This is a genomic window from Enterococcus sp. UD-01 (assembly GCF_044909655.1).
Lineage (GTDB): Bacteria > Bacillota > Bacilli > Lactobacillales > Enterococcaceae > Enterococcus_L.
This window is the reverse complement of sequence record NZ_JBIYEU010000005.1, coordinates 66392-93091: the sequence shown is the minus strand read 5'-3', so window position 1 is coordinate 93091 and position 26700 is coordinate 66392. Positions and strand designations below refer to the sequence as shown.

Here is a 26700-nt window from a genome sequence, read left to right as displayed (position 1 = left end):
CCCTTATCATTTCTCCACCAAAATCACATCACGGACGTCTCGCGGATTGCCTACATCAACACTGACTACCTTCATCTCGTTCACAATTTTTTGCGTCATTTCTCTGATTTTATCTGGATTATTAGCGATCTCTGCCGGCATTTGCCAATGACTTGGAACTGGATAAAGATTAATCGTACCGTTATGATTGCTCGTATAGACGACCTGGCCTTCTGCTGCATAAGAGCCGTAAAGCATCACTGCGTCTGCTGGATAACCGAGACTGCCCTTATCGTATTGATTAATTGGAGTTCCTGCCGGAATTCTCTTCACATTTAATTCAGAAGGTTTGCTGCCGATGACTTTCAGCCACACGCGGGCAAATTCAATTTGATCATCTGAATAGCCTTCCAGCAGCTTCTCATCACTTGTCGCATCGTTTAGTGCTTTTTCTGTTTCTGCTTTGGCTTTTTCCAAAGCTTTATCCATTTCAGCTTCAGCCGCTTGTTGTTGTAAGGTCAAAGCATTGATCTGGCCTTGTGTGTCAATCATCGCTTTCATCAAAATTAATTTTGCCGTATAGTTCGTTTTAAGCTCTGCGTTCTTGACCTTTTCAACTGCTTGATTCAATGTATTGTATTGAGCTTGCTGTACCGTTTCTTTTGGTACATTTCCATCAAAGGCTTCATTAAACAGCTGTTCGATTTTTTCCTTTTGTTCTACTTGCTCTTGGGCATTTTTTACAACTAAACCAAGTGCATTCTTCCACTTGCCTTCAAGTTGTTTGTTTTTCGCAAGCGCTTTTTCAACAATGGCAATTTTGTCTTTGGTTAATTCCGCAGTGATTGGCAGCTCATCATTTACATGATTCCCTTCAACAGCTGAATCCATAGAACTGAAAAGCTGATTGGCTTCTGTTTGGATATCGAGCTTTTCATTAGCTAGTGACGTTTTTTCCAGAAGCTCTTGAAGATTCTTTTCAGCACCGTCGAACGTTAATTTAAAGGTATTTTCACGTTTTAATAGTGCAATCTCAGCTTGTTTTTTTAGTAATTGATTCTTCACTTTCTTAATTGAGGATTGTTTCGTCTCTTTATTTAGAAACTCCTGATCCTTGTCATACAAAGAAGCTACCTCTTCATACAGCATGCCAGATTTGTCTGTTTCTATTTCAATCGCTGCGATTTTTTTGTTGGCACTGACAGATTTTTGCAGTAAAAATCCGCCAATAATCAGCAAAATAGCTGCCGCTCCCCCAATAGCGATGCCCCAATATTTCTTTTTCACTTCGTCAAACACTCCTATCTTTTCATTCCTTGGCTATTATTAGTTTAGCATATTTATAAATTATTTTGATATAAATTCAGAAAAGATTGTCAAAAAATCTTTTCAAAAAAAGTTGACATATACAGTCAGACGATATAAACTCTAACTATACAGTAACACTATATAGTTTACCGATATAAAAAAAGGATGTGCCTCAATGAACAAAAACAAATTACTGCCTTTAACCGAAACAACGTTTTTTATTCTGCTTGCTTTGCTTGAACCGCTGCATGGCTATGCGATTATGCAAAAGGTCGAGGAATTAAGCAATGGTCGCGTAAGAATCGCCGCTGGTACATTATATGGCGCTACTGAGAACCTGCTAAAGCAAAAGTTGATTCACGAAGTACCCGGTACTGACAAACGCCGCCGAGTTTATGCCTTAACAGATGCCGGCAAAGATCTTTTGACACAAGAAGCCGCTCGTCTAAAAGAACTATCAGCACTTGCTGATGCACTACTATAGGAGGGGTACGATGAAAAAATTTAGAGTATTTATTGATATGGAAAAAGAGGAACACTATTTGAAGCAATTAGCTGAACAGGGCTGGGGCTTGGTAAAATACAGCTCATTAAATATCTATACCTTTGAAAAAATTACTCCGCAGACACTTAACTATAAAATTGACTATCGCGTCTTTAAAAATAAGGCTGCATATAGGGATTATCTTACTTTATTTGAAGATAGCGGCTGGCGGCATGTCAGTGGCAGTAAAGATAGCGGCATTCATATTTTTTTACCTCTAGATAGTCAAGCTCAAGCTATGGATATCTTCTCTGATAATACCTCAAGAAATGAGCGTTATAAACACCTATATAATCATGCATTGTCTTATGGCACATTGATGTTAATCTATTTGGTTCTCTTTCAATCATCATGGCCTTCTTGGTACCTGCAGGAAAGTCTTTGGTCTTCTTACAGTGGACTTCAATTAGTCGGTATGGTTGTGATGGAAACCTTCTTCCTGCTCGTTCAAGCAATGCCGCTTCTATTCTTTTTAGCGGCGGCGATCTATTACGTGATTGTAGGAACGAACGCGAAAAAGTATCTAAAAGACGATCAAATCGCCGAATAAACCGAAAATGTGAGCGGGACAAAACTAAAAAAAGTTTTGTCCCGCTCACTACTTACGAATAAATGGCGGCCAGAAGTCAGGTTCTTAGGCAATTTCATAAAATCCGAACAATATAAAAAGTATATTGTTCGTCTTTTACCCCAATTGCTCGAACCTAACCGACTTTTGGCTCAACCTTATTTTTTAATCAAGTTTTCGCGCTCTGATTTTCAAACGACGATAATCCGCTTCCCAATGATCCTCATGCCATAATTCAGGCATTAATTTTTGTTCTATCTTTTGAAATAATCGTTCTTTTTGACTGGCAGTTAATCGGTCAAGCTCTGTCGGGTAAAATTGCTGCAGCCATTCTCTTAGCCCTAGCTCTCCAGCCTTTAACGGTGTTGGGCGATCATATTCCTGAATGAACAAAATTTCAAAATGATTAGCGACTAATAAATTCCGGTACTCAGCAATCGGCGTAAAACAGAATGGCTCTTCGAACACGTAGTCCAAGATCTGCAGTTCCTCTCCAAATGCTGCGCGAATCAAGGCGACATTGCCAGCAGCTCCAAACTCACATAACAGTTCTCCATGTGAGTTTAATCTACGATAGATCTGCTTTAATAACAAATCTTGATCTAAAATCCAATGAAAAACCGCATTGGAAAAGGCAATATCGTATGTTTCCAGCTGTTCTGACGGCTTTAAAATATCTTCCCGTAAAAAGGTCAGCTCCGGAAAACTGGCTCTGGCTTGTTCAATCATATTTGCCGACTGATCGATTCCAGTCACCTCATGCCCTAAATCAGCCAGTTGCTTTGTGAGCTGTCCCGTACCACAGCCAATATCTAGAATCCGTTTTGATTCCTTCGGCAGCGATTCAAATAAGTTTGCGCCATATTTAAAAATAAAATCATGACTTGTATTGTATTTTTTTGCATCCCACTCCATTGGTTACCCTCCTTTAAACGACGAGCTCTTATTGCCAATAGGCTGGAATATTTTGCTCATATGCTGTGATTTCTGCTTCGTGTGACATACTGATAGCTATATCGTCCAAACCATTTACCAGCTTATGTTTCCACGTGCTGTCAATCTCAAAAGAATACGTACCGGTGCTTGAAAGAACTTGCTGCTTCGGTAGATCAATGGTAATTGTTTCAGTTGAAGCGAGCGCCGCCAAAGCTTCTAGCTCTTTACGTTTTAGCACAATCGGCAGCAAGCCGTTTTTGGTGGCATTCATATAGAAGATATCGCTAAAGCTTCCGGCAATCACCGCCTTAAATCCATAGTCTGTCAGCGCCCAAGCCGCATGCTCGCGGGAAGAGCCTGAACCGAAATTATCCCCGGAAATTAAGATTGAAGCACCCTGATATTGCGTTTCATTCAACGTAAAATCCGGATTAGGCGTTCGATCAGGTAAATAACGCCATTCATCAAATAGAAATTCGCCAAAGCCTGTTTTTTCAATTCGTTTTAGAAACGATTTAGGAATAATCTGGTCTGTATCAATATTATCATTCATCAAAGGAACCGTGGTCCCCGTATGTTGTGTAAAAGCCTCCATTATGCACCTAGCTCCTTTCTAATATCTACGAATGTGCCTGCAAGCGCGGCCGTTGCTGCCATTGCTGGACTACAAAGATGGGTTCGCGCGCCTTTCCCTTGACGACCTTCAAAATTTCGATTGGACGTTGAAGCACAGTGAACGCCCGCCGGTACCTGATCCGGATTCATCCCCAGACACATCGAGCAACCTGGCTCACGCCATTCGAAGCCCGCTTCTATAAAAATTTTGTCCAAACCGATTTTTTCAGCTGCTTTGCGAACCGGTCTGGAGCCGGGTACCACAATCGCAGTAATGCCTGCTTTGACTTTTTTACCTTTGACAATTTGTGCGGCTTCTTCTAAGTCGGAAAGGCGGCCATTCGTACAAGAACCGATAAAGACATAACCAATTTCAATATCTGACGGTCGTTGTCCCGGTTTTAGATCCATATAATGGTAGGCGCGTTTATCATTGATATCCTTGATTTCAGGGAAAGTGCCTGTTACAGGAATGCCCATTTCCGGATTGGTTCCCCAAGTGATAAACGGCACTAGCTCGTCCGCGTTCAATTCCAAATTGGCATCATAAACAGCATCTGGATCTGTCGGCAGTTTTTCCCATTCAGCAATCGCTGCTGCCAAATCCTTTGGTGCGTACTCTCGGTCGCGAAGATACGCATAGGTTTTTTCATCCGGCGCCATCATCCCCATTTTCGCTCCGCCTTCAATCGCCATGTTACAGATGGTCATTCGTTCTTCCATGGTTAAGTTTTCGATCGTTTCGCCATAAAATTCAACTGCATAGCCCACGCCGAAATCCACGCCGTATTTAGCAATCAACGCTAGAATAATATCCTTGGCATACACGCCTTTCGCTAGCTTGCCGGTAATTTTAACGCCCATCGATTTAGGTTTTCTTTGCCATAAACACTGTGTCGCAAAAACATGCTCAACTTCACTTGTCCCAATCCCAAAGGCTAAAGCGCCAAAAGCCCCATGCGTCGCTGTATGCGAATCGCCGCAGACAATCGTTTTCCCCGGCTGTGTCAAGCCAGTTTCTGGTCCTACCATGTGAACAATTCCTTGGCGATCACTGCCATTTTCACACAAGGTAATGCCGAATTCTTCACAGTTTTTTTGCAAAGCTTCAATTTGTTTTTTCGCGACTAAATCAGTAATATTGAAAATATCTTTAGTTGGAACATTATGATCCATGGTTGCGAAGGTTCGATCCGGACGGCGCACTTTACGACCTGCTTCTCTTAAGCCTTCAAATGCTTGCGGCGAGGTTACTTCATGAATCAGATGAAGATTGATATATAGTAGCTGCGGTTCGCCTTCTTTACCGGTTACGACGTGCTGTTCCCAAAGTTTGTCAAATAGTGTTTTCCCCATTGTTGTCACATCCATTTTTTTATTTTTTATTCTTTGCTGAATCTTTTCAGTGTAATGCCTGAATTACAGCATCGGTAAACTCCGTCGTTGAAGCCTTTCCGCCTAAATCAGCAGTTAAAATCCCTTGATTCATCACTTGATCACAAGCCGTTTCAATTCTCTTGGCAGCCGTTTCCAAACCAAATGATTGACGTAGCATCATTGCCGCAGATAAAATCATTGACATCGGATTGGCAATATTTTGATTGGCAATATCCGGCGCAGAGCCATGAATGGGTTCATATAAAGAAGGTCCATTTTCGCTGTGACTGGCACTTGGCATCATGCCCAATGAACCGGGAATCACCGATGCTTCATCACTTAAAATATCGCCAAACAGATTTTCGGTAACAACCACATCAAAGGCTTTTGGTTTTTGAATCATCACCATAGCTGCTGAATCTACTAATTGGTGCTCTAGGGTACAATCCGGATATTCAGCCGCTACCTCTTCTGCTGTTTGACGCCATAATTTGCTAGTAGCCAAGACATTGGCTTTATCAACGGAGGTAACCTTTTTGCTTCTGGTACGGGCAATATCAAAGGCTTTACGAATAATTCGCTGAATTTCGGCTTTGGAATAGGTACAAAGATCAGAGGCCGCTTCAGCCGCCAGCTGCTTCTCACCAAAATAAATACCGCCAGTTAATTCACGAACTACTACGAAATCAACCCCACGAACATTTTCGGCTTTTAAGGGTGACAAGTGAACGATTGCATCCGGCACTGTAATTGGACGAATATTGGCAAACAAACCCAATGCTTTTCGTAAACCTAGTAGACCTTGTTCCGGACGTTTCGGTGCCTGATCCCATTTAGGACCACCGATCGCACCAAGTAAAATCGCCTCTGCTTTTTCACAAGCTGCCAAAGTCGCCGGCGGCAAAGGATCACCGGCTTCATCAATCCCGGCACCCCCAAAGGGATACTGTTGAATATCAAAATCCAAATTTTCTAAAAGCATAATTTCTGCCAAAATTTTTAAAGCACTGGACATAATTTCTGCGCCAATCCCGTCACCTGGCAAAGCTACAATCCGTTTGGTCATTTGTTTTTCCCCATTTCTTTTTGAAATTGTTCGCTAGCTTTCACGTAAGCCTTAGCGGAGGCTTCTAAAACATCGAAATCAATGCCGATGCCGTTAAATTTCTTTTTGGTTTGGCGGTCGGAAAGCGTGACATGCACCTCTGCCTGAGCGTCTTCTCCTCCCGTAATGGCTTTAATATAGTACTCTTCCAATGCCGGTCTTTGTTCAAAAATTTTATCAATGGAATTATAAATCGCTTGAATACTACCGGAACCGATCGCTGATTCAGTCTTGACTGCTTCAGCTTCACCGGAATGAATAGAAACAATGGCGCCTTGGCTGCCGTCTGAAACATATTGCAGCTGAACCCGCTCCAAGCGATAATCCTCACTACATTCTTGCGTTTGCCCGACCATTAATGCAATTAAATCATCCTCTGTTACTTGTTTCTTCTTATCTGCCAATGATTTAAAGCGTTTAAAGGCAGCTTTTAATTCCCCTTCTGTCAGCTGATAGCCGAGTGCCTCCATTTTTTTAGTAAATGCGTGCCGTCCGGATAATTTCCCTAGCGGTAAGGAATTTTCGTTTACACCGACTAATGACGGCGTGATAATTTCATAGGTATCCGGATTTTTCAATACGCCATCCTGATGAATTCCCGATTCGTGGGCGTAGGCATTGGCTCCAATAATGGCTTTGTTTCTCGGCACAGCCACGCCCGACAAACGACTGACCAGATCGCTGGTTCTTTTCGTTTCGTTTAAGGTAATGTTACTTTGAACCTGATAAAAATCTTTCCGAATATACAAGGCCAGCGCCACTTCTTCTAGTGCAGTATTGCCGGCACGTTCGCCAATGCCGTTAACTGTTCCTTCCACGCGACGTGCTCCATTTTCGATGGCGGCCAGCGCGTTTGCGGTAGCCATGCCCAGATCATCATGGCAGTGAGAAGAAAAGATGATTTCTTCTTTACTTTGAATATTTTCAATTAAAAATTTGAACAGAGCGCCGTATTCAGTCGGATTAGAATAGCCCACCGTATCCGGTACATTAATAATTGTTGCGCCGGCATCAATTGCTGTTTGAACAGCTTTCAGTAAAAATTGTTTCTCTGTACGTGTTGCATCTTCCGGCGAGAATTGAACCTTGTCGAATTTGGTTTTGGCATAGCTGACATGCTCTTTAATTGAAGCAAGTACTTCATCCGGCGACATTTTCAGCTTATATTCCATATGAACTGGACTTGTGGCTAAAAAAACGTGGATTTGCGGGTAGCACGCATGCTGCAGTGCTTCATAGGCGCGATCAATATCGGCTTTTTGACAGCGAGCTAAACCAGCTACGGTCATCTTTTCTACATTTTCCGCAATGGCCTTGACTGCTTCAAAATCACCATCAGAAGCGATCGGAAAGCCGGCTTCGATAGTATCAATGCCCCATTTTTCCAGCTGCTTGGCAATTTGAACCTTTTCTTTGGTATTAAAGTTTACTCCGGGTGTTTGTTCGCCATCTCTAAGCGTGGTGTCGAAAAATTGAATGTTTTCCATACGTTGACATCCTTTCCTGTTTGACTACTTCATTTTTTAATTGCTCATTCTTGCAACAAAAAAGCATCCCATGATTTGGGATGCTTGTCATCCCGTTCATGCAATGCGAAAACAGGACTCCTCATAAACTGAATGTTCAGCCAGCTGAGTCCTTACAGTAATAATAAGAATGTAGTTGTGATTTGTCTGTTCATTGTCGTCAACATCCTTTATTGTCAGAATTTTTGAATAATTCAAACTATAGTGTTAAAGATACAGAACTTTTGAATGAAAGTCAACCGTTTTATGAGAATTTCTTTAAGAAAACAAGGGTATAATCTTCGTCAGATTTAGAGAAAGTCAGATTGACACAATTTTTTTAAAGTTATTTTCGCCTGAAGAAATTCCTGATCTGATGGATTTACCTGCAAAATGAAGTTTGTTTTACCAATCAGCTGCTGGAGATATTGTTGCATTTCTTCTTGTCCTAATGTCTGTTGATCGTCGGTTCTTTGCTGCATAAGATGTGAACGCACGCCAAACTTTAGACAATAGTAAATTTCCTGACGCAGTTTTTTGCGGTAAGAACGGTTGGCTTGTAGCTTGGCATTCACTACAATTCCTGTAACGCATTGGCGCTGACTCGCCTTACGCTGGCTGGTTTTCTTTTTGTTCAACGAAAAGCCTAGTTCAAACAAGAAATTTTGTACCTTATTTTTCACCTCTTTTAGCTCAAACGTTCCAGAAAAAGTCAGATCATCACAAAAACGCGTATAGGTAATTTGCCGATCGGCGCACCAAGCTCCGATATAATCATCGAAAGGCTTCATCACTAAATTAGAAATGCATGGCGAGGTTGGCGCTCCTTGTGGCAAGCAGTCCTCATAGGAACATAGCTGCGTTAGAAGACCAGCAACAGACGGTGGAAAATAAATTCTGGGAAATGCACTTCTAGCGATCATCGGTACAGTAATACTGCCAAAAAAATCCTCAATATCCAGCTTCAATAGCTGCTTTTGACCTAGATGAGGTCTTGCATTATCTACCAGTTGGACACCTTTTCGATAGGCAGTCGCATACGGGGAACAGCTTCTCTGAGCCAGGCAACTAGTAACTATATTTTTTTGAACTCGTTTTAAAAGCTGATCGGGAGCTGAAATCTTGCGTTTTGCACCATTTCGCTTCGTTAAAAAATAAGTCCGATAATGTGCTTCAAGCTGATTGCTTAAACGATATAAACAGCTAATTTGTTGCTCTGCACTCAAATCTGTTCGTCCCAACAGCTGCAAAGACAATAGAAATTCGCGATTTTTTTCTGACGTACTATATTTCCATAAATCCCCGTGACTCATCTGTTACCTCCACTTTATTGGTTAAAACAAACGAGAGAGAATACTAAAAAATGATCCTGTTCCTTGAGAGAGGTACCCAGCCAAAGGCGCAGCACATGCAGTGTGCGGTTGTACCTTGAACAAGGAACAGGCCTTTATACACGATGATTGTTTCCCGATGATGACTCACCAGCAGGCTGAAAGCAAGTTTCAGTGTCGCTATTCTCTCGATTTTTAACGTTTGTTTCTTTTATGATACCATAGTTGCTTTTATTTAATACAGGCTCTTTTTAAAGCTTATCCAAGGCTTGCGCCAAGTCTGCCAATATATCGGCAATATTTTCGGTACCAATTGATACTCGAATCAATTCTGGCGAGGTACCGGATGCCTGCAGCTCTGCTTCACTTAACTGAGAATGGGTGGTTGAAGCAGGATGAATGATCAGGGATTTAGCATCGCCAACATTTGCCAATAATGAAAATAGCTGAACCTGATTAATCAGTTTTTTGCCGGCTTCCGCTCCACCCACGACGCCAAATGTAAACACAGAGCCTGCTCCTTTCGGCAAATATTTTTCTGCGAGTGCATGATACGGATTCGCACTCAAGCCGGGATAATTCACCCAAGCGACTTTAGGGTGCGTTTCTAAAAATTCCGCGACCAGCTGTGCGTTTTCAACATGACGTTCCAAGCGCAAGGATAAGGTTTCCAACCCTAAAATCAATAAAAAGCTGTTAAACGGGGCGATCGCTGCGCCAGTATCTCTTAATAGCGAAACCCGCAGACGCGTAATATAGGCAGCTGCACCAATGTCTTTTACGTACGATAATCCGTGATAGCTAGGGTCAGGATCGACAAGTTTAGGGAATTTACCATTGTTCCAATCAAATTTTCCCGAGTCAATCACTACGCCGCCTAAAGCAACGCCATGTCCGCCAATGAATTTGGTCGCAGAATAAACGACAATATCCGCCCCAAAATCAAACGGACGATTTAGATACGCTGTAGCAAAGGTATTATCCACAATCAAAGGAATCTGATGCTTATGGGCGATTGCTGCCAGCTGCTCGATATCCGCTACATTCGTTGTGGGATTCCCAATAGTTTCGACAAAAACTGCTTTCGTATTTTCTTTAATTGCCGCTTCCAGCTCTTCTAAGTGATCAGGATCAACAAATGTTGTGGTAATACCGAATTCCGGCAAGGTATGCGCCAATAAATTAAAGGTGCCGCCATACAAGGTAGAGGCTGATACAATGTGATCGCCGGCGCTTGCCAAGTTTTGAATCGCATACGTAATCGCTGCTGATCCGGAGGCTACCGCCACTGCACCAATACCACCTTCCAATTCATTTAAACGATCCTCAAGTACCGCTGTCGTCGGATTGGTAATCCGAGTGTAAATGTTACCGGCTTTGGCTAAAGCGAATTTCTCCGCTGCATCCTGCGTGTCATCAAAGGTGTAAGAGGTTGTCTGGTAAATCGGTACAGCTCTGGAATTGGTATCCTTGTCCGGTGTATGTCCGCCGTGGACTTGAATCGTTTCAAAGTGATAGTTTTGATTGGTCATTTTACTCATTTCCTTTCTTATGCGATAGTTTGGTCTTGCTAGTAAAAAAATATACGTGCTTTTTTTGCGTATAATTTATTATGAAAGTAGTAGAAGCTGCCTGTATTATCTGCAGCTCTGCTACTGAAAGCCAACTTCTTCTTAGCCAAACAAATAATATTGCCCTGATTCCGGATAGATGTATGAAAAAAAGCCCTCTACCAGCAGCTGCTCTGCTAGTAAAGGGCGACAATCGCGGTACCACCTTTATTGGACGTTTCTTTCCATCTCAATTCAAACCACAACTTTGTGTGAGTTGACACCTTGTTAACGGTGGCAGCCGTAAAAATCAGTCTGATTTTTCCTCTCCAAGTTCATCTTCAACAAGCGTTTATTGCTTTCTCGCACCAGCCGAAAGCTCTCTGAAACCGTCTTTTAATAATCTTTGGGACGGCTATGAATGTCTGCCTGCCTACTCTTCTTTTCTCCGAGTTTTAGTTATTGCTCATAATATTAGAGTATTCTCATTTAAAAGTCAATGGTTTTTCTATTGAAATAAGGGATACTAGTTTTCTTTCTATTCATTATTGATTATAATAAAAAAAACTGGAGGTCGATAAAATGGCAGCAAGCAACGAAAAAATTGAGGTTCTTTTGGGCTACTTATCTGAAATTCATAATAAAAGCTTATCTTTGTATGATTTAATTACCAGCCAGCCTCGTACAGATGAAACACGTATTCTTTTGAATATTAATGAAGTTTTCACCTATTATCACAGCATCCGCATCTTCTATTATAGTCAGGATGAATTGTTTACAGCCGATGTTCAGCCCTTTTTTACTTCGTTCGAAGATTTCTATTTCGAGCTGAAACAGGTCTTTCTTCATGATGACAATAACACTGCCTTACTCTATAACAAGCTTTCTTCAATGAAAGATTCCTTCGAGCAGTTGACGAATGATTTTAATGTTTTATAATGGAGAAGATGACAAATAAGGAAGGTGCTTAAATGGATCAAAACGAGGTACTTGATCGTTTACGTGAAGAATTAGAAATTCCATTTTTTAATGGAAAAATTGAAGAACGTGAGTATACCGAAGCAGAATATCAAAAAATCAAAGCTGATCTTGTTCAGTATTTTGATGACTATGTTCGTAATGTAGAAAACTAGTATTCGTTAAGCATGCGGTTAGAGGAGCTGATTCACCTTAAGTGATCAGCTTCTTTTTTAATAAACAGGGATGTATATTTACGTATATAATTTATCGCTTTTTTTATGATAAAAATAAATAAATAATCATTTTGTCAAATAATAAAAAAAACGACGTTATTTTTTATTGTTATAAAAAAACAAAAAACCACCGACGTGACCGTCGATGGAAAAGGAGTATTACTCAATAAGAGTAAAATGAAAAATAAAAAGGTTGTTGTTGGTATGAACTAATAATACAATAATTCCCCAAAACTGTCTACTAAAAATAATATTAATTTAGAATTAGACATTCCTTTTTTTATTCATTTTTTCCTTTGTTTTTTTATTTTTTTAACAAAAGATTACTCATGCGTGTAATGGAGAATGAAATATCATCTGTTGCTTTATCCTGCTTCTCTTCTGAGCGATTGAACAAATCAACATCAATGCCTTTTTCCGGATCTAAGGATAGCACCATTTCATTGCAGCCCGCTAAATATTCGATGTAAGAACGTTCAAATTTTTTGTGAATCCCCATGACGCGTGCCGGCGGACGTAATTGAGAAACCTGTTCCAGCATCCGCTTGTATTCTTTCGTACCTTCTTCAAAAATACGTTGAATTTCAGCAATTCGTTCAGGAGCCAAGTCTACTGTCTTCCCCTCGTCAATCGCTGTGCGAATTTCTTCGTAGTAGACGTTCATTTTTTCGCCGACTTCTTCTGTTTCTTTTACAATATCGTTAATGTTTTGTACATAATAGCCTAAGTTTGGTTTCACATTCTTTCCTACTTTCTTTTGGTAGTCACTTAATTTTACACTTTTTTATAGGGCTGTGACAAGAAGAATCTGTGCAAAGAAAAAGTCCTGCCGCCAAACGCTGATTGGGTTTGCAGCAGGAGCTTTTAAAAGCTTGTTTGATTAGATAATTTCATCACTCGTTTGAATGATTTTTGAAACCATGCCATAGTCTTTGGCTTCATCCGCTGACATCCAGAAATTACGATCGGTATCCTTCGCAATTTTTTCATAGGATTGACCTGTCGCTTCAGCAATAATCCGATTCACGCGTTCACGCATGCGAATGATTTCTTTGGCTTCAATTTGAATTTCTGTACTTTGCCCTTGAACACCGCCGGCAGGCTGATGAATCATGTAGCGTGTATTTGGCAAGCTGTATCTATTTTTCGCTTCAGCCGCTAAGTAAATGGTAATCCCAGCACTTGCTACCCAGCCGGTACCAATGACAATTACTTCCGGTTTTACAAATTTAATCATGTCATGGATCGTATCACCTGACTCTACATGTCCGCCTTGGCTGTTTATGAAAATCTTAATTGGTTCGTCGCCCATAGCCGCAAGCAACAATAATTGAGAAGAGACTTCACGTGCTAAATCCTGAGTGATTTCGCCGTAGATTAAAATAGTCCGTTCTTCAAAAAGTTTTTTCATAAATACATTAGGTTGTTGCTTTTCTTCTGTTTCTTCATTTTCATCTAGATAAAACATTCTTTTCCCTCCAATAATAAACAATTTATTAAGATAGAAAAACTCTTCTACATCAATTCCTTATTTTATCAGAAAAACCAGTATTTGGTAAATAGAAAAGGCTGATCTTTTGCAACAATCCAAAATCCCCTTTACTATAAAGATATGCTCTTCAATGAGCAAAATAGAGATGAAAGAGGAGATTTTATGACAAAAAAAGTAGCAGTACTCGTCACTGATATGGTTGAAGACGTAGAATTAACCTCACCTAAAGAGGCTTTAGAACAAGCTGGTTATGATGTTGTTTTAATTGAAAAGGAAGCAGGAAAAGAAATTACTGGTAAAAAGGGAACGACCTTTGTGATTGATGCTGCCATTGACGACGTAAAACCTGAAGAGTTTGATGCACTTTTACTTCCGGGTGGGTATTCGCCGGATCAGCTGCGCAGTGATGAGCGTTTTGTTGCCTTCACAAAATACTTTCTAGAAAACGACCAGCCGCTTTTTGCCATTTGCCACGGACCTCAATTATTCATCCAAACCGGATTAACCAAAGGTCGGACACTTACTGCTTATACAACGGTTCAACCGGATCTAGGTTATGCAGGTGCTAATGTTAAGGACGAAGCCGTTGTCATCGACAAGCAATTGATTACCAGCAGAAATCCTGATGACTTACCGGCATTTGACGAAGCAATCGTTAAAGCACTGAAAGAACAAGCTTAGACCTAATAAATAAAAAAGAGAGCCAAACGTTGAAAAAATAACGTCTGGCTCTCCTTTTTTAGAATTTATTTCAACTGTTAGTCAAATGATTAATTCGCTTCTTTTACGAACCGGCGCTGAAAGAACTTAACAATTTCCACGATTGGAATAATTGAGAAGGAAGTTCCAGCAACAATTGCCCATTGATAAGCATCTAAATGCGTTACACTAAACAAATCATTAAAGCCAGGAATAACGATGGTTGCCGCCAATAATAGGAAGGAAACCAAAATCGCCCAGTTAAATGATTTATTTCTAAACAAGCCAACTTTAAAGATAGACTGGTAAATAGATTTCACATTAAAGGCATGGAACAGCTGAATCAAGCCCAACGTAGCAAAAGCCATCGTCAAGGCATCCCCATGCTGTAAATCATACAAGGCTTGTGCAGAAAGGTTTGGCATGTTAGCCGCAGTATGCGCTGGGAAATCAATGGCCATCTTATAAACGAACAGAGTTAAGCCACCTTGGACAATCCCTTGATAAATAACGCTGCTAAACACGCCGCCAGAAAAGAAGTTGGACTTCTTACCGCGCGGTGCATGGCTCATTACATCACGCTCGGCAGGCTCTACTCCTAAAGCAATCGCCGGGAATGTATCCGTTACTAGGTTAATCCACAACAAGTGAACCGGCAATAGTGTGTCCCAAGCAAGCAGTGTGGCAATAAAGAGAGTCAACACTTCACCCAAGTTAGCAGAAAGCAAGTATTGAATCGTTTTTTGGATATTTGAGAAAACCTTACGTCCTTCTTCAACAGCTACAATAATGGTTGAGAAGTTATCATCCGCCAAGACCATGTCTGAAGCACCTTTGGAAACTTCAGTTCCGGTAATTCCCATACCAATCCCAATATCGGCAGCTTTTAAAGCCGGCGCATCATTCACACCGTCACCTGTCATGGCAACGACTTTGCCTTCTTGCTGCCAAGCTTTAACAATCCGTACTTTATGTTCAGGCGAAACCCGTGCATAAACAGAATAGTTTTCAACTACTTTTGCAAAAGCTTCGTCGGATAATTCGTTTAATTCAGCACCTGTAATAACCGCGTCATCTTCGCCTTCTTTAATGATACCAAGACGAGCAGCAATTGCTTCTGCCGTATCTCTGTGGTCACCAGTAATCATAATCGGACGAACACCGGCTTCTTTGGCTACTTTTACAGCTTCTGCTGCTTCTTTTCTTTCAGGGTCAATCATTCCGACTAAACCGGCAAAAGTCAGCTCATTTTCCACAAGATCTGAATCCATTTCAGCGGGAACTGCATCAACATATTTATAAGCCATTCCTAAAACACGTAGTGCTTGTTTGGCCATGTTTGTATTGTTGGATAAAATTTCTTGACGTTTTGAGTCAGTCATTGCTGTTTCTTGTTCATTTAGCAGAACCTGATTACAACGTTTTAACAGCTCATCCGGTGCACCTTTGACTGCCACTAAGAATTTACCATTCGCTAATTGGTGAACGGTAGTCATTAATTTACGGTCAGAATCAAACGGAATTTCCGCAACACGAGGCTGATCAGCGACTTTCTCCGTCACATTGAAGCCATGATCCAAACCATATTGAATTAACGCTGTTTCAGTAGGATCACCGATTAAAGTACCATCCTGTGCAATTTTTGTATCGTTGGCAAAGGTCATAATTTTTAAAGCCATATTATCGGCGGCAACCTCTGTTGTCGCAGGGATTACTTCATTATTTGAGTAAAGAGCTTCAACAGTCATTTGATTTAAGGTTAAAGTACCTGTCTTATCTGAACAGATAATATCTGTACTTCCTAATGTTTCAACTGCCGGCAGCTTACGAACAATAGCGTTTTTCTTCGCCATCTTTTGCGTACCTAACGCTAGAATAATCGTTACAATTGCAGGCAAGCCTTCCGGAATTGCAGCAACGGCTAAGGAAATAGATGTTAACAGCATATCAATCCAGGTTTTGCCGTTCATCATTCCGACAACAAACATAATTGCGGCAATCACTAAAATCGCAATTGTCAGCATTTTTCCTAATTGGTTTAAGTTTTGTTTTAACGGAGTTTCAGTTTCTTGTTCATTTGCCAGCATACCGGCGATTTTACCAACTTCGGTATTCATCCCCGTACCGACAACGACACCCAAACCGCGCCCGTAAGTGACATTACTATTGGAATAAGCCATATTAATGCGGTCGCCAATCTCGATATCTTCAGCAGTACCTTCTAAAACGACTGCTTCTTTTTCAACCGGCACAGATTCACCTGTCAAGGCTGCTTCTTCGATTTTTAAGCTTGCGGCTTCTAGCAAACGTAAGTCGGCAGGTACGACATCTCCTGCTTCCAGTAAAACGATATCTCCGGGAACCAGTTCATCACTTTTAACGGTAATCACGTGACCATCGCGGCGAATATTGGCATTTGGCGAAGACATTTCTTTTAAGGCTTCAATCGCTTGCTCTGCTTTGGCTTCTTGAATCACACCAAAAATAGCATTTAAAACCACTACCAGTAAAATGATCACCGAGTCAACCACATCATGTGAAAAGACAGCTGAAATCACTGCGGCAACCAGCAACACAATAATCATAAAATCTTTAAATTGTTCAAAGAATTTCACGACAATTGATTTCTTTTTCCCTTCATCTAGTGCATTGGCTCCATAACTGGCCAACCTTTTTTTAGCTTCCTGATCTGATAAGCCTGCGGCAGTCGTGTTCATTTTTTCCAGAACCGTTTCCTCCGACTGCGTGTAAAACGCCTCAGATAGTTGAACCTTTTTTTCTTCTGACATGTTCTTCCTCCTCTGTAATTTGCAGCTCCTTAGATCTATTTTACTTCATAAATGAACAACAAACACGAGTTAACCCTCTTAATTTGTTGCTCAAAAACAAAAAAATAGACCTGTGTATGCTACCTAAATAGAACATACATAAGTCTCACCGTTTAAGACAACACCAGAAATTTCTTTCGGAGTTGGTGATGTTGTCACGGCTAACGCCGTCAGTTACTCCCTCATGAAATAATCGTTCGATAAGTGACCAACGCCAATTACCAATTAATTATTGCTGTCATTTATTATACCTGTTCTTTTAGTGTTTTTCAAATGAAACTTATTGATTTTCTGAAATGAACTTGAAAATTGTTCTCCTAAAAAAGCCCGCAACTAGAAAGTCGCGGGTTCAGTCTTTATTTTTATTTTTGTAAAGGGGCATAGGTCTTGGTCCAGAAATTAGCTGCCAGACCTTGCTCCATCCCCATAATGAATTTTTCTCGAATATCGGGATAGCTTTGGGCCAAGTTTGTAACTAAGTGCTTGATCTCTTCCCGCTTCGTCTGCTTATCTACCGGACAAGGATTAAAAATAACCGGGAGCTCTTCGCGTTTTACAAAGTGGATAATCTGTTTTTCTTCAACATAGATCAGCGGACGAATCAGGGTAATGCCTGTTTTGGACAAATAGCTCTTAGGCTCAAAGCTGGCCATTTGGCCATGAAATAAAAAGTTCATGAAATAGGTCTCAATCGCATCATCCAAGTGATGGCCTAAAGCTACCTTGTTACAGCCTAGCTCCTTCGCACGATTGTAAAGAATGCCTCGCCGCAGCTTCGCGCACAAAGAGCAAGGTGAACGTTCTTCCCGAATATCAAAGACGACTTGCGCAATATTTGTCGGAACAATCTCCAGCTCATACCCTAAAGAGGTCGTAAACGCCTGAAGTGGTGCAATATCTACATCAAAGCCCATCGCTAAGGTAATCGGCACAATTTCAAATTCAAAACCCAGCCGTTTTTGCTTGGCAATCATATCCAAAAAGTACAGCAGACTGGTACTATCTTTTCCCCCACTCATCCCGATTGCGACTTTATCGCCCGGTTCAATCAACTGATGATTTAACACCGCCCGCCGAATGGGATTATAATAAATCTGATTATCTTTCTTTTTAAAACTCATGTTCTGCTCCTTTGGTTACTTTTCTTTAAAAAAATCGGAATCCAAACTGTAGCCCTGACCAGATACAATATCGTACTGAATCAGCTGATACTCCTGATACAGCTTTTCCTGCTCCTTCGTTAATGACAAGGTCTTTTGCCACTGCTGCTCCTGATAGTAAAGACCATTTTCAAAAGCCGGCACTTCTTTTTCCAGCTCTGTTAAAAGCTGATAAAAACCGGAAACAGCTAACTCACTTTGCTCAAATAAGGTGGGAGCAAAATAAAAAGGACTGGTCATCGCTTCATGATTTTTTTTATCTGAAAGCTGATTTTGGGTATCATACATTAAAAATTCTGTTTGATGCAACGTTGCTTGATCATTATCTGCTTTGATTTCATCAGAATAAATACTTGGCAAATGATCTCCCCAAAATACGACCAAGGTTCGTCGGTCCAGCTTGTTTAATGCGGTCGTAAATTCCTTCAACGCTTCACTACTGTAGGCAATATCCTGCATGTAATTATCAATCGCAGTTTTGTTGCCTTTACTTTGTGACGAATACGCTGATGAAGTGTACTTGTCGCTGTACGGCATATGAGTTTGCATTGTCACTAAATGAACAAACTGCGGAGTATCTCCGTCTTTCAGCACATCCAAAATTTCTTTATACGCTGAAGCATCGGAAATATACGGGTTATTTTGCAGTTTTTCCTTATGAGTCATTGTTTCTTCACTAATAAACTGATCGAAGCCTAAGATCTGATACACATCTTTTCGTTTATACATCGAGGTATTGTACGGATGAATGGCTGTGGCATGATACGTTTGGTTTTTCAATAAAGAGACAATGGACGGCAGCTCCTGCATTTTAGGCACCAGCATCGTATAAGGTGTTGTCATTTGTGGATTAAAAAGTGCCATGGAAAAGCTCGTCAGCGCTTCAAATTCAATATTGGCTGTACCACCGCCGTAGTTTTGTGACAGCATTTGACCACTGTAGGTTGTATTCGCTACTGAGCGATAATCAGCTAAGGGATCCTGATTGACAGTTACACCGTTGAGATGCTGCGGATCAGAGAAGCTTTCGCTCATCACAAAAATAATATTGGGCTGCTCCGTAGAAGCTTTTTGATTGAGCTTTTGCGCTTTTTCGGTATATTTTTCAGTAATGGTATTGATTGTTTTTTCACTATAATTAGCCGGTTTTTCCATTGCTTCTACTTTTAAATTATATAAAAAGCCGCCGATAAAGCCTGTGTTATAGTAATTCATTTTTTGACTATAGGGAATCCATAAAGCTGTACGATTGTAGGCTTTACGCAATAAATTCGTTGGCTGGTTGAAGTTGCTGACATAGCTCAATGAACCAATTGTTATAACTAGCCCGAGCACACGCAGGATTTGGGCTTTTTTCGACAACAACCGACTTTTATAAATTGCTCGACCAAAGAAAAATAATCCGACAGCAGCTATTACTAAGATCACCACAAAAGGAATGGTGCCAACCATTTCTCTAAGCAAACCAAATTCAGTAATCATCTTTAAGTCATCTGGATAAATCGGCTCCGTTCGATAAAACATCTTCTGATAATCTGCAAAGCCTAAAATCCCAATCGCAATAGCATATAGTAGACCTCCTAAGGCAAACGAGCCCGCCACACTGCACAAAAGCAGCAAAAAGAGCAGCAGAACGAAGCAACCTAACATAAATTTTTCTGTATGCCACGAAAAAGCAAATTTGACTGCCAAATCAACTGACAGCTCATTTTGACACCACTGTAAATAAAGATTACTTACCAATACTAGCAGCAGTAAGCCAATAATTATCAAAGGATACTTGATTGTTTTTTTCTTGAATATCTGTAATTTTTCTTTCACACGATTCTCCCATTCATTTTCCAAGTTCTGTCCTCTATTAGTTTATGCTTAGTCAAAAAAAAAGTAAAGCTTTCTACGAATGAGAGCTTTACTTTAACTAGGTTTATTAATTAGCGCTGCTTACTGCCAGCAGTTGTTTTCTTTTTTCTCTTTTGGCCTGTTGAATAATTTTCAAGGCACGTTTGCGTGTTTTTCGATTTGCACATTTCAAACGTCTGCGGGCACTGGCAAGGTCTTGCTTTTCCATTGAATCACCTCTTAATTAACTTAACTATTATGTGTTACCAGCTGGCTTTTTTTACACCGGGAATTTTCCCTTGATGAGCCAAGGTTCTAAAGTTGATCCGTGACAGACCAAATTTGCGCATATACGCTCTTGGTCGTCCGTCAAACTGATCGCGGTTTTTTAAGCGATTCGGATTTGAATCCTTTGGCAGCTTCGCTAAAGCCGCGTAATCTTTATTCGCTTTTAATGCTTGTCGACGTTCGGCATATTGTTCAATCAGCGCTTGCTGCTGCTTTGCTTTTGCTATTTTAGCTTTTTTGGCCATACGTTTCCCCTTTCCCAAATCGTAATAATTACGTTTTACAGGTTATAGGATACCATTTATATTTCTCAATTGCAAGCAGCTTTATTCAAAGAAAAAGTTGCGTTCGACTGATCCCGCCGTTTATTCGTAAATAGAGAGCGTAGCAAAACTGTTTTTTAGTTTTGCCTCGCTCTCACATTCACTTTTTTATTCACTTAACGCCATAATCGCTTCCGGTAGAACTGCAACTTCCGTCACTGTCTCAATCTGCAGCTGTTTACTTCCTTTCCACCAAAGCTTCGTTCCTTCATGATTCAACCACGCATTTTGTTCAAAAGGTGTTTGTTGAGCGTACAAATACTCGACTGCCAGTTGATTGACACCAGATACCTTAGGCAAAAGGTCATGGGCACGAATTCCTATATAACGATGCTTTTCCTGTACCTCACAAGCGACCGTCAGTGTTTGAGACCAGCCCAACACACGAACCGTATGCGCATCAATACGTTCGATCGGCAAAATGTTTTTGCAGCCAGTCAGCTTTGCGGCAGTTACGGTCTGCGGCTGTTGAAATAATTGATCCGTTTGGGCAAAGACACATTCCTTTTCCGAAACTACAATTAACGCCGGACACAAACGATACAGCTCGTCCAAGCTATGACTGACAATCAGTACATTACCGTTAAAATCAGCTAAATGCTTTTGCAGTTCAATTTGCAGCTCCTCTTTTAAAGAAGTATCCAGCGCCGCAAAGGGTTCATCTAATAAAATCAGCTCAGGCTTTGCTGCCAGCATCCTTGCAAAAGCAGCTCTTTGCTTTTGGCCACCAGATAATTGAGCGGGATAGCTTTGCTGCACATTTTCCAAATGAAACATCTGCAGCAGCTTCACCAAAAAAGACTGATCCTGCGTGACACTTTGCAAATTTTGCGTAACAGTTAAATGAGGGAAAAGCGCGTATTGCTGAAACAACAAGCCGGTTTTACGCTTTTGCGGCGGCAGATTAATCCCTTGTTTATCATCGTATAAAATCCGTTCTCCTAATTGAATCCGACCAGTGTCCGGCGTTTCAATCCCGGCAATACATTTTAGCAGCATACTTTTCCCGCAGCCCGAAGCACCTAAAATGCCTAACTTGGTAGATTCAATCTCAAACTGGATCGTTAACTGATGATTTTTTAATTGCTTTTGAATATCCACCAATAGCTTCATCTATTAAACCCTCGTGTTTTCTTAGTAAAAATTTCGGTTAAAAATAAAATGACCAAACAAATTACTATAATAATCAAAACGTATTTTTGGGCTAAAGACCAATCACCAGCCGCTACTGCTGAATAAATCGCTAAGGGTAAGGTTCTAGTTTTTCCGGCGATATTCCCTGCCAGCATGGTTGTTGCACCAAATTCTCCCAAGCCTCTGGCAAACGCCAGTACACCGCCTGCCAGCAACCCATTTACCGCTAGCGGCAAAGCGATTTTTCCAAAAATTTTCATTTCGGAAAAGCCCAGTGTTTGTGCTGCGGCAAATAACTCCGGATCGATCTGCTCAAAAGCGGCAATCGCAGAACGATACATCATAGGAAAAGAAACGGCAACGGACGCAATCACCGTCGCTTGCCATGAAAATACCACTTTTACCGCAAAAAAATCCAGCAAGAAACGTCCGATAGGCTGCTCCACACCAAAAATTTCCAACAGGAAAAAGCCAAAAACAGTCGGCGGTAAGACTAGCGGTAATGTAAACAAGCTATTAAAAAGCATTTTCAGCTCTCGCGTTTTCATTCGAAAAATAAGATAGGCACTGACCGTTCCAATAAAAAAGGTGAATACAATCGCAACAATTGCTGTTTTAAATGAAATAAAGATTGGACTCAAATCCATCTGCTCCACCTACTTATTCACAGTAAATCCTGCTTCTTTAAAGGCCTTCGCTGCCGTATCACTTTGTAAAAAGTCTAGGAAGTCTGCAGCAGCCTTGTTGTCTTTGGTTTTTTCTAAAGGAGCGACCGGATAAATAATCGGATCATCCAAGGTATCCTCCGGTAAAGTAGCAATGATCTTCACTTCATCACTGGATGCTGCATCCGTCGCATAGACCAGACCAGCTTCGGAGCTACCTTTTGCCACCCAATTTAATACTTCAGTTACATTGGTTCCAAAACTGGCATGCTCTTTTACTTCATCCCAAATACCAAGTGCTTTTAAGCCTTTTTCTGCATACTGACCTGCCGGCACACTTGCAGGATCTCCGATCGCAACCATTTCCGCTTTCTTTAAATCATTAAAATCCTTCCAGTCTTTATCTGAATTTTTCGGTACAATTAAGACTAACTGATTTTCCAGCAACGGAACGACCTCGTCTTTAGCGACTAGCTTTTGCGAGACCAATGCATCCATTTGTTTGGTAGCGGCGGAAAAGAAAATATCGGCTTCTAAGCCTTTTTCAATTTGCGTCTGTAACTTTCCCGAGCTATCATAATTACCTTCAATAGTGACGCCTGAATGTTCTTTTTCAAAAGCAGGAATCAACTCTTTTTCCATAACATTTTCCAAACTGGCAGCGGCGGCAATCAGTACATGTCCACTCTCGGCTTGACTTGAGCTGGAGCTGGCGGTTTCTGAAGAATCCTTATTCGCTTCATTGTTGGAAGAACAAGCGCCTAGGCCTCCTAAAGTCAGTACAATCAAACTAATCAGCGAAAATTTTTTAATTCCTTTCATTTCTGTTTCTCCTCCTTTTATAGGTAACCGCCATAGCCTAAACCGGCGATTTCTTCCTTTGTAATTTTGTCCTGTGCCATTATCCGTGGTAACAGCAAATCAAACACTGTTCGTTTGGAATACAGCACACCACCCGGCAGTCCGACAATCGTTCGACCATTTAAATAAGCCACCAACAACATGGAACCTGGTAAAACAGGCGTTCCGTAAAAGGCAATCTCAGCTCCGGTTTGCTTAATGCCTAAGGGTGTTCGGTCGTCAGGATCCACACTCATTCCACCTGTACAAAAAATTAGATCCGCTCCTTTAGCCAGCATACGTTCAATCGCAGCGGTAATATTTTGCGGCTCGTCGTTGACAATTTCATGAAACCGGATCGTCGCATTCGGATATTCAGCTAGCTTCGCTTTGACAACCGGCGTAAACGCATCTTCAATTAAACCATTAAAAACCTCACTGCCCGTTGTGACAATGCCAACCGTTATACTTTCAAAAGATAACAAAGACAGTACCGGCTCATTGCCGACCAAAGCTTCTGCCTGTGCCAAACGTTCCGCCTCAATCGTTAAGGGAATGATTCTGGTTCCCGCCAGTTTTTGGCCAGCAGTGACTTTTTGATTCGTAGGTAATGTAGCGATGGCAATTTTAGCTAATAAATTAAGCTTAAGTAGCTTTTCTTGATCAATTTTTAACAAACCATCTTTCTCAGCAACTACTTCGATTTTTCCTTCTGAAATCTTAGTAGGCTTCATGTTTTTATCAGCAACCAGTTGATACAGCACTTCAGCTGCTTCATTTTCATGAACCATACCGGGCTCTTTCGACCAGACAAACAAATGCTCTTTTCCCAAAGACAACAAAACCGGAATATCCTCTGCGGTCACTTGATGACCTTTTTTGAACAAAGCACCTTTAAATTCGTCTTTAACAATTTTAGTAATGTCCTGACACAAGGTTAGCCCTTGAGCCTCGACTGTTTTAACCACTTCCATATAATTCCCTCCATATTAATGCTCTGTCTTTCGGTCTGTGAGTATATCTAACGCGTGCGGCAAAATCGGCAGAACATACGTCAAATTCTCCGAAACACCGGTAGGACTTCCGGGTAAATTAATAATTAAGGTTTTGCCTCGCTGAACACAAACCGCTCGACTTAACATCGCAAAAGGAGTTTTCTGCAAATTAAATAGACGCATGCCTTCTGTAATTCCGGGAACTTCCTTATCAGCAATTGACAGCGTCACTTCCGGTGTAATATCTCGCACGCCTAAGCCTGTTCCTCCGGTAGTTAGCAGCAAATCACAGACCGAACACCAATCAATTAAAAGCGAGCGCAACTGCTCCTTATCATCCGGTAAGATCGTTTGCTTGACCACTTGAAAATTTTCCGGCAGCAGCTCTTTGATCAAGGCACCAGATATATCCTCCCGCAGCCCTTGAGCCCCCTTGTCGCTTAACGTAATAATCCCTACTTTATACAACTTCCAGCCGATCTCCTTTTTTAATATGTCCTGGTGTGACCACAACTGCAAAAATCCCTTCCCTAGGCATAATACAATCACCGACGCGCGCATAAATTTGGCAATGATGATGACATTCCTTACCAATTTGAGTCACTACTAATTCAGCTGCGCCAATTCGGATTTGACTACCTACTGGTAATTGACGTAAATCTATTCCCGAAACGACGATATTTTCACCAAAAGCGCCATTGCCTACACGTGCACCGCGCTCATTGAATTCTGTTACCTTTTCAAAGGATAAAAGACTCACTTGGCGGTGCCAGTTGCCGCCATGAGCATCATCCTCCAAACCAAAGCCTTTAATTAGTTCGACTTCCTCAATTTCCTTTTTTTGTGTTCCTCTTCGTTCACTAATGTTAATTGCAATTACTTCCCCAGTTGCCATAATCTATCCTCCAATTTGAGACATAAACCGTTTGTCTCCTTGTTTTTCTAAAAAATGATGCTTTTCCGGTTTTTGTTGAATCGCAGAAAGAATTTGTTTCATTAATAAAGATTTATTGCCTGTTTGCAGCGCTGCCTTCAGCTCACAGCCATCGTCCATATGTAAACAGGTTTTCAGGCTACCGTCAGCTGTAATTCGAATGCGATCACATTCGGCACAAAAGCAATGACCTAGCGCACTGATAAACCCGATTTTCCCTTTAAAATCAGGTAAAGAATAGTAATTAGCAGGTCCATTGCCTAACCGCTGTTCAAAAGCAGTCAATGCTCCATATCTCTCCGTTAAAATAGCCATAATTTCTTCCTGACTCTTTCCTGAACAACCGCTACCCAAGCCAATCGGCATTAATTCAATAAAACGTACATGAAGCGCATCCTCTTGTGCCAGCTCCGCAATTCGACAAATCGCTTCTGCAGATAATTCTCCTCTAGCAACAGTATTGACTTTAATATTCGGCAACCCAACTGCAAGCGCTGCGTTTAAGCCTGAAAGAACCTGCGGCAAAGCACCTACACGAGTTATTTGGCGAAATTCTTTCGGCTCTAGGGTATCGATACTAATGTTTACGCCATCTAACCCGGCAGCTTTTAACTCCTGAGCATATCTGGCCAGTTGAACGCCATTGGTAGTAAGCGTGACTTTTTCAATACCTTTAATTGCTTTCAATGCTTTAATGATCGGCACCGTATCTTTGCGGGTCAGCGGTTCGCCCCCTGTGATTTTCACTTTGCGTACACCGTGTTCTGCCAAGCTTTCAATTAAAAATAAAATCTCACTAAAGCTCAAAACTTCAGCTTTTTTTAAAAAGCACATACCTGTTTCTGGCATACAATACGTGCAGCGTAGATCACAGCGATCGGTTACGGATAAACGAACATAGTCAATGGTTCGGCCAAAGGAATCCTTCATTGATTTCGCGCCCTTTCTTTAATCACGGTTATCAGTTGGAGCCATATAGTGCCCGCTTTTCCCGCCGTCTTTTTCTAGTAAATGAATATTCGTAATCTTCATCCCTCTATCCAATGCTTTGCACATATCATAGACCGTCAATAACGCAGCGTTTACTCCTGTTAAGGCTTCCATTTCAACACCAGTCACGCCTGTGGTTTTTGCCTCACATTGGACTGATAAGGTAGACTCTGACACCCAATCGAAATCAACCGAGCATTTAGTTAAAGCAATCAAGTGACACAAAGGAATCAGCTCAAAGGTACGCTTAGCGGCTGAAATACCAGCTATTCTAGCCACCTGCAACACCTCGCCTTTTTTGATTGTCTGATTTTTGATTGCTTGTGCTACGGAAACCTTCATGATAATTTCACCATATGCGACGGCTTTTCTCTCTGTGCTTTGCTTAGCGGAAACATCAACCATTCGTGCCTGTCCTTGCTCGTTTATATGAGTAAAGTAAGCTTCATTCTTCATCTTCGCACCTCTTAAAAACGCTTTCATTTCGTAATAATAAATGATC

Annotated in this window: 28 protein-coding genes and 1 other annotated feature; of the genes, 5 read left to right on the top strand and 23 right to left on the bottom strand. The window is 41.1% G+C overall.

What is annotated here, in order from left to right; all coding sequences use genetic code 11:
* Positions 1 to 6: 6 nt before the first annotated feature.
* The gene (locus tag ABH902_RS06335) at positions 7 to 1266 is read right to left on the bottom strand and encodes a hypothetical protein (RefSeq protein WP_404589713.1); all 1260 of its coding nucleotides are present in this window, start codon (positions 1264 to 1266) and stop codon (positions 7 to 9) included.
* Positions 1267 to 1462: 196 nt separating this feature from the next.
* Here ABH902_RS06335 and ABH902_RS06330 point away from each other — a divergent pair, with 196 nt between their 5' ends.
* Together ABH902_RS06330 and ABH902_RS06325 are read left to right on the top strand one after the other, a co-directional pair.
* Positions 1463 to 1771: a PadR family transcriptional regulator gene (locus tag ABH902_RS06330; protein ID WP_404589712.1), complete on the top strand. Its 309-nt coding sequence runs from the start codon at positions 1463 to 1465 to the stop codon at positions 1769 to 1771.
* A 10-nt stretch (positions 1772 to 1781) separates the two neighbouring features.
* On the top strand, positions 1782 to 2381 hold the full coding sequence (locus tag ABH902_RS06325; RefSeq protein WP_404589711.1) for a DUF2812 domain-containing protein: 600 nt from the start codon (positions 1782 to 1784) through the stop codon (positions 2379 to 2381).
* A 183-nt stretch (positions 2382 to 2564) separates the two neighbouring features.
* Here ABH902_RS06325 and ABH902_RS06320 read toward each other — a convergent pair whose 3' ends face one another.
* The 7 genes from ABH902_RS06320 to ABH902_RS06290 form a co-directional block, all read right to left on the bottom strand.
* The gene (locus ABH902_RS06320) at positions 2565 to 3314 is read right to left on the bottom strand and encodes a class I SAM-dependent methyltransferase (RefSeq protein WP_404589710.1); all 750 of its coding nucleotides are present in this window, start codon (positions 3312 to 3314) and stop codon (positions 2565 to 2567) included.
* A gap of 28 nt (positions 3315 to 3342) precedes the next feature.
* Positions 3343 to 3930: a 3-isopropylmalate dehydratase small subunit gene (gene leuD, locus ABH902_RS06315; protein WP_404589709.1), complete on the bottom strand. Its 588-nt coding sequence runs from the start codon at positions 3928 to 3930 to the stop codon at positions 3343 to 3345.
* Positions 3930 to 5306: a 3-isopropylmalate dehydratase large subunit gene (leuC, locus tag ABH902_RS06310; RefSeq protein ID WP_404589708.1), complete on the bottom strand. Its 1377-nt coding sequence runs from the start codon at positions 5304 to 5306 to the stop codon at positions 3930 to 3932. Before leuC ends, leuD begins: the two co-directional genes overlap by 1 nt.
* Before the next feature lie 46 nt (positions 5307 to 5352).
* Positions 5353 to 6393, bottom strand: coding sequence for a 3-isopropylmalate dehydrogenase (gene leuB / locus ABH902_RS06305; RefSeq protein ID WP_404589707.1), 1041 nt, complete (start codon positions 6391 to 6393; stop codon positions 5353 to 5355).
* Complete coding sequence (locus tag ABH902_RS06300) at positions 6390 to 7919, bottom strand: 2-isopropylmalate synthase (RefSeq protein ID WP_404589706.1); 1530 nt, start codon at positions 7917 to 7919, stop codon at positions 6390 to 6392. Before ABH902_RS06300 ends, leuB begins: the two co-directional genes overlap by 4 nt.
* A 329-nt stretch (positions 7920 to 8248) precedes the next feature.
* Positions 8249 to 9250, bottom strand: a complete 1002-nt coding sequence (locus ABH902_RS06295; protein WP_404589705.1) for a reverse transcriptase family protein — start codon at positions 9248 to 9250, stop codon at positions 8249 to 8251.
* 269 nt (positions 9251 to 9519) lie between these two features.
* A complete protein-coding gene (locus tag ABH902_RS06290) occupies positions 9520 to 10800 on the bottom strand; it encodes an O-acetylhomoserine aminocarboxypropyltransferase/cysteine synthase family protein (RefSeq protein ID WP_404589704.1) in 1281 nt (426 codons plus the stop codon).
* A gap of 218 nt (positions 10801 to 11018) precedes the next feature.
* Positions 11019 to 11276, bottom strand: a binding site (T-box leader).
* A 124-nt stretch (positions 11277 to 11400) separates the two neighbouring features.
* Here ABH902_RS06290 and ABH902_RS06285 point away from each other — a divergent pair.
* Together ABH902_RS06285 and ABH902_RS06280 are read left to right on the top strand one after the other, a co-directional pair.
* Positions 11401 to 11757 carry a hypothetical protein gene (locus tag ABH902_RS06285; protein WP_404589703.1) on the top strand — a complete coding sequence of 119 codons (357 nt, stop codon included), beginning with the start codon at positions 11401 to 11403 and terminating at the stop codon, positions 11755 to 11757.
* 32 nt (positions 11758 to 11789) lie between these two features.
* Positions 11790 to 11951, top strand: coding sequence for a hypothetical protein (locus ABH902_RS06280; RefSeq protein WP_404589702.1), 162 nt, complete (start codon positions 11790 to 11792; stop codon positions 11949 to 11951).
* Between the two features lie 364 nt (positions 11952 to 12315).
* Here the strand turns inward: ABH902_RS06280 and ABH902_RS06275 are convergent, their stop codons facing one another.
* Both ABH902_RS06275 and ABH902_RS06270 read right to left on the bottom strand, forming a co-directional pair.
* Positions 12316 to 12750 carry a hypothetical protein gene (locus tag ABH902_RS06275; protein ID WP_404589701.1) on the bottom strand — a complete coding sequence of 145 codons (435 nt, stop codon included), beginning with the start codon at positions 12748 to 12750 and terminating at the stop codon, positions 12316 to 12318.
* A gap of 141 nt (positions 12751 to 12891) precedes the next feature.
* Positions 12892 to 13479, bottom strand: coding sequence for an ATP-dependent Clp protease proteolytic subunit (locus ABH902_RS06270; protein WP_404589700.1), 588 nt, complete (start codon positions 13477 to 13479; stop codon positions 12892 to 12894).
* 186 nt (positions 13480 to 13665) lie between these two features.
* Between ABH902_RS06270 and ABH902_RS06265 the strand changes: the two genes are divergently transcribed.
* Positions 13666 to 14184 carry a type 1 glutamine amidotransferase domain-containing protein gene (locus tag ABH902_RS06265; RefSeq protein ID WP_404589699.1) on the top strand — a complete coding sequence of 173 codons (519 nt, stop codon included), beginning with the start codon at positions 13666 to 13668 and terminating at the stop codon, positions 14182 to 14184.
* A gap of 89 nt (positions 14185 to 14273) precedes the next feature.
* Here ABH902_RS06265 and ABH902_RS06260 read toward each other — a convergent pair whose 3' ends face one another.
* The 13 genes from ABH902_RS06260 to moaC form a co-directional block, all read right to left on the bottom strand.
* Positions 14274 to 16991 (bottom strand): cation-translocating P-type ATPase, encoded by a 2718-nt coding sequence (locus ABH902_RS06260; protein WP_404589698.1) that lies wholly within the window; start codon positions 16989 to 16991, stop codon positions 14274 to 14276.
* A 401-nt stretch (positions 16992 to 17392) separates the two neighbouring features.
* Positions 17393 to 18151 carry a tRNA 2-thiocytidine biosynthesis TtcA family protein gene (locus ABH902_RS06255; RefSeq protein WP_404589697.1) on the bottom strand — a complete coding sequence of 253 codons (759 nt, stop codon included), beginning with the start codon at positions 18149 to 18151 and terminating at the stop codon, positions 17393 to 17395.
* Positions 18152 to 18166: 15 nt separating this feature from the next.
* Positions 18167 to 20011, bottom strand: a complete 1845-nt coding sequence (locus ABH902_RS06250; protein WP_404589836.1) for an LTA synthase family protein — start codon at positions 20009 to 20011, stop codon at positions 18167 to 18169.
* 106 nt (positions 20012 to 20117) lie between these two features.
* Positions 20118 to 20258, bottom strand: coding sequence for a putative metal homeostasis protein (locus ABH902_RS06245; RefSeq protein ID WP_404589696.1), 141 nt, complete (start codon positions 20256 to 20258; stop codon positions 20118 to 20120).
* A gap of 34 nt (positions 20259 to 20292) precedes the next feature.
* Entirely contained in the window at positions 20293 to 20562 is a 270-nt protein-coding gene (gene rpsN / locus ABH902_RS06240; protein ID WP_404589695.1) for a 30S ribosomal protein S14, read from the bottom strand.
* A gap of 186 nt (positions 20563 to 20748) precedes the next feature.
* A complete protein-coding gene (locus ABH902_RS06235; protein ID WP_404589694.1) occupies positions 20749 to 21753 on the bottom strand; it encodes a sulfate/molybdate ABC transporter ATP-binding protein in 1005 nt (334 codons plus the stop codon).
* Positions 21750 to 22421 carry a molybdate ABC transporter permease subunit gene (modB, locus tag ABH902_RS06230; RefSeq protein ID WP_404589693.1) on the bottom strand — a complete coding sequence of 224 codons (672 nt, stop codon included), beginning with the start codon at positions 22419 to 22421 and terminating at the stop codon, positions 21750 to 21752. The genes ABH902_RS06235 and modB overlap by 4 nt, the downstream gene beginning before the upstream one ends.
* A gap of 9 nt (positions 22422 to 22430) precedes the next feature.
* A complete protein-coding gene (gene modA, locus ABH902_RS06225) occupies positions 22431 to 23261 on the bottom strand; it encodes a molybdate ABC transporter substrate-binding protein (protein WP_404589692.1) in 831 nt (276 codons plus the stop codon).
* A gap of 17 nt (positions 23262 to 23278) precedes the next feature.
* Positions 23279 to 24253, bottom strand: a complete 975-nt coding sequence (locus tag ABH902_RS06220; protein ID WP_404589691.1) for a molybdopterin-binding protein — start codon at positions 24251 to 24253, stop codon at positions 23279 to 23281.
* A gap of 15 nt (positions 24254 to 24268) precedes the next feature.
* Positions 24269 to 24742 carry a molybdenum cofactor biosynthesis protein B gene (locus tag ABH902_RS06215; protein WP_404589690.1) on the bottom strand — a complete coding sequence of 158 codons (474 nt, stop codon included), beginning with the start codon at positions 24740 to 24742 and terminating at the stop codon, positions 24269 to 24271.
* A complete protein-coding gene (locus tag ABH902_RS06210; RefSeq protein ID WP_404589689.1) occupies positions 24735 to 25169 on the bottom strand; it encodes an MOSC domain-containing protein in 435 nt (144 codons plus the stop codon). The genes ABH902_RS06215 and ABH902_RS06210 overlap by 8 nt, the downstream gene beginning before the upstream one ends.
* Positions 25170 to 25172: 3 nt before the next feature.
* A complete protein-coding gene (moaA, locus tag ABH902_RS06205) occupies positions 25173 to 26138 on the bottom strand; it encodes a GTP 3',8-cyclase MoaA (RefSeq protein WP_404589688.1) in 966 nt (321 codons plus the stop codon).
* Positions 26139 to 26156: 18 nt separating this feature from the next.
* Positions 26157 to 26654 (bottom strand): cyclic pyranopterin monophosphate synthase MoaC, encoded by a 498-nt coding sequence (gene moaC / locus ABH902_RS06200; RefSeq protein WP_404589687.1) that lies wholly within the window; start codon positions 26652 to 26654, stop codon positions 26157 to 26159.
* Positions 26655 to 26700: the final 46 nt, after the last annotated feature.